Raw genomic sequence first — 3,559 nt, 5'->3', positions numbered from 1 at the left:
GAAATGATTGCTTTAGTGGGAGCATCGGGAGCGGGAAAAACCACTTTAGTTAATCTTTTATTGCGTTTTTATGACCCCACTTCTGGCAAGATTTTAATCGATGGGGTGGATATTCGTGATGTGACTTTAAAAAGTCTCCGGCGACAAATTGGCGTAGTTTTACAGGAAAATATTCTCTTTTCTGGTACTATAGCCCAAAATATCGCTTTTGGCCAGGGAGATTTTAATCTGCAAGAGGTGGAAAAAGCGGCAAAAATTGCCAACGCTCATCAATTTATCGGTGAACTTTCCCAGGGTTACTATACCTATGTGGGAGAAAGGGGTGTTAATTTATCGGGTGGACAAAGACAAAGAATCGCCATCGCGCGAGCGGTTTTATCTAATCCGAGAATTTTAATCTTAGATGAAGCAACTTCAGCGCTCGATTCGGAATCGGAAGCTTTAGTGCAGGAAGCTTTAGAAAGAATTATGACGGAGCGCACGGTATTTGTTATTGCTCACCGATTAGCAACTGTCAGAAAAGCTAACCGTATTTTAGTTTTAGAAAAGGGTGAAATTATTGAGGTGGGTAATCACGAAGAGTTATTAAATCTTAATGGTCGTTACGCTCAATTTCATGCTAGACAATTTCAAGATTAGTCTATTTGGCATTAAGAGTTGGGCATTATTTCTGATTTTATCACTCAAGCCAAGCTTTTGGGGGGTAGAATCCCCCAAGCCCCTAGGGTTGATTCAAGGTAGGGTTGATTCAAGGTAGGGTTGATTCATGAATCAACCCTACCCAAACCCCCCGTTGGGGGTAGAATCCCCCGAACCCCGGAGCGCATTAGTTTTTCGGTGAGATGCTTACACGCAGTTGTTCATATATTTGTACTAATTTAAGAGTCACCGATAGAGCAGTTATCTTAATGGTGAGGTAGGAACTTTTCGTTTTGGGGAGTCAGTCGCGGAATTAGGTGGCTCTCTTATCTTTGTGTGATAACTTATATAGTAGTGATCGATCTTTGTGTCCTTTGTGTCTCTGTGGTTCGTTCCACTCACTCGCCGGCAACACTGTATCTTAGAATACATTTTACCCACCAAACCTAAGAGAGACATTAGGTTAGACTTCATCTTTAAGGAAACGCTGTAAGTATCCAGACAGAATTAATTATAGATATTTTTCTGTTCCCTCTACTTAGGGTTTTTTTCGGGGAATTCCTCGCAGGGTTAAAACATCATCGAGGGTGGAACAATAGTTTTTTAAACCAAAATCGTCAGGAGTATAGGTTTTAATGTGGGTGAAGTGGCGATAATTCATGGCAAAACGGTCCCATGCTTCCATCTGCAAGTTAAAAACTTTGATAAAAAAGTTAGCAATAGTTAAAGATAAAGGAATGCGAAAATAGATTTTTTTGTTTAAATAAGTACAGATTTCCTCCACTGCTTGGTTAGCTGTTGTGCGTTGATTGCCTAGAACAATTTTACTTTCTGGTGCGGGATTTTCGATTAAATAATTCACCACTTGAGCTATATCTTTGGCATGGATAAAATGAAAACTGCCATCAGCTTGAAACCAACGCACTAAACCGATATATTTCAACACATCCGGTAAACCGCCATAGATATGAGAATAGGGTTTATTTTCGTCACCACCTAAGACAAAAGTGGGGTATAAAGTGATAATTTTATCGGCGATTTCTAGGTCAGTAAATTTACTATAACAAATATATTTAGTGCGGATATAATTAGTTCCTATCTCCCCAGCTTCGGGTAAAGGTTGATTATTTTGATTGAGAATACTGGCAGTAGAAAAATAGAGGACTTTCTCGCAGATTTGAGCATCTAAATAACTAATTAATTCTAGGGTTTTTACCACATTAATCTGATAACTTTCCTCCTCTCCTCCCCAACTGGTAGCGATTAAAACCGCTATATTCATTGTTTTTAAAAGCTCGGCATATACCCCAATATTTTCCATATCGCCTAAAAGTATATGAACATTTGATCGCCCTTGGTAAGTAAATTTTAACTTCTCGGCATTACGCACTAAAAAATATAATTCATAGTCGGGATTTTCCAGTAAAATTTCGGCGATATAATGCCCAATACAGCCACTCACACCCGTTAGAAATATTTTTTTCATTATTTTAATTGATCCAGCAGAATTTAGGGGACAGTGTGAAAGTAAAAAGTGAGTCACGGGTTCGGATTTTGGAGAGCTGCATCTAAACTTTGCAGAAATATCAAAAATGATTAATGGTCAGTGACTCTTAAATTATTACAAATATATCAGCAGCTGCGTGTAAGCATCCCACAAAAAAACTAATGCGCGGGGGGTTCGGGGGAGGCGCTTCGTCCCCCGACGGGGGGTTTGGGGGGTAGAACCCCCCAAGAGTCTGGATTGGAAACAAACAACCTAGAAAGCACAGTTTTTTAACAGAAGTTATCAGAGAATCCCAACTTAGTAGATTTTAAATTATGGGATGCACTCTTAGGTGTTGGGTGTTACAGACGATTTCCTTACCTCCTAACCCCTATTCCCTAAACCTTGATCAGGACATCCTAGGCGTGAACTGCTAATAATTGATCCGCTTGTTTAGCAGTTTCAAAGAAGAAACGCACGTTATCTTCAGGAGTTCCCACCAAAACACCATGACCTAAATTAAGAATATGACCTTGATTACCCGCTTTACGAATAGTATCAATAATCCGCTCGCGAATAAAGGGCTGGGAACCGAATAAAACCCCCGGATCGATATTACCTTGAACCATCATCGATTTACCTAAACGCTGTCTCGCTTCCGCCATATCCACGGTCCAATCGACGCTAATAATATCAACCCCCGATTTACCCATTCTTTCCAAAACGCCGGCGCTGCCACTAATGTAGAGAATTAACGGTGTATCGGGATGGGTTTCTTTCACCAAACGAACTACTTTTTGTTGATAGGGTAAGGCAAAAACATCGTAATCTTGGGGAGTTAATTGACCCGCCCAAGAATCGAACATTTGTACTACTTGCGCCCCACAATCGATTTGATAACGGACATAGGTGGCGATCATATCCGCTAATTTATCTAAAAATTGGTGCAGTACCGAGGGTTCCGAAAAAGCCATCCCTTTAATCACAGAATAACTTTTAGAACCTTTCCCTTCCACTGCGTATGCTGCTAAAGTCCAAGGCGCACCGACAAAACCGAGGACAGTGGATTTATTTCCCACCTCTTGACGCAGGGTTTTTAAAATCGTTTTGATAAAAGGTAAAGACTGATCGGGATCGAGGGGATTAAGTTGGTCCACCTGCGCTTGAGTACGAATGGGAGAATCGATAATCGGCCCCTTACTTTCGATAATATCAAAGGGAATACCAATTCCCGCCAAGGGAGTGAGGATATCGGAGAACATGATCACCCCATCCGGTTGAAAAGCACGCCAGGGTTGCAGGGAGATTTCGATCGCTAAATCGGCATTTTCCGATCTTTCCCGAAAACTGGGGTATTTATCCCGCAATTCTCGATAAATCTGCATATAACGTCCTGCTTGTCTCATCATCCACACGGGAGGACGGGGTAAGATT

General features: G+C 41.1%; 3 protein-coding genes. 1 reads left to right on the top strand and 2 read right to left on the bottom strand.

Features of this window, described 5'->3' with window-relative positions; translation table 11 throughout:
- Positions 1 to 639, top strand: a 639-nt coding sequence (locus PX484_RS23460) for an ABC transporter ATP-binding protein (RefSeq protein WP_288105817.1), incomplete at its 5' end; no start/stop codon positions are given.
- A 538-nt stretch (positions 640 to 1,177) separates the two neighbouring features.
- On the opposite strand, the gene PX484_RS23455 is transcribed toward PX484_RS23460, so the two are convergent.
- Together PX484_RS23455 and hemE are read right to left on the bottom strand one after the other, a co-directional pair.
- Positions 1,178 to 2,125: an NAD-dependent epimerase/dehydratase family protein gene (locus PX484_RS23455; protein WP_002803614.1), complete on the bottom strand. Its 948-nt coding sequence runs from the start codon at positions 2,123 to 2,125 to the stop codon at positions 1,178 to 1,180.
- 419 nt (positions 2,126 to 2,544) lie between these two features.
- Positions 2,545 to 3,558, bottom strand: coding sequence for a uroporphyrinogen decarboxylase (gene hemE, locus PX484_RS23450; RefSeq protein ID WP_288105814.1), 1,014 nt, complete (start codon positions 3,556 to 3,558; stop codon positions 2,545 to 2,547).
- Between the last annotated feature and the right edge of the window lies 1 nt (position 3,559).

Origin of the sequence: Microcystis sp. M49636_WE2 (assembly GCF_030065375.1) — a bacterium.
Taxonomy (GTDB): Bacteria; Cyanobacteriota; Cyanobacteriia; order Cyanobacteriales; family Microcystaceae; genus Microcystis; species Microcystis aeruginosa_C.
This window is presented reverse-complemented; position numbering and strand designations above follow the sequence as displayed.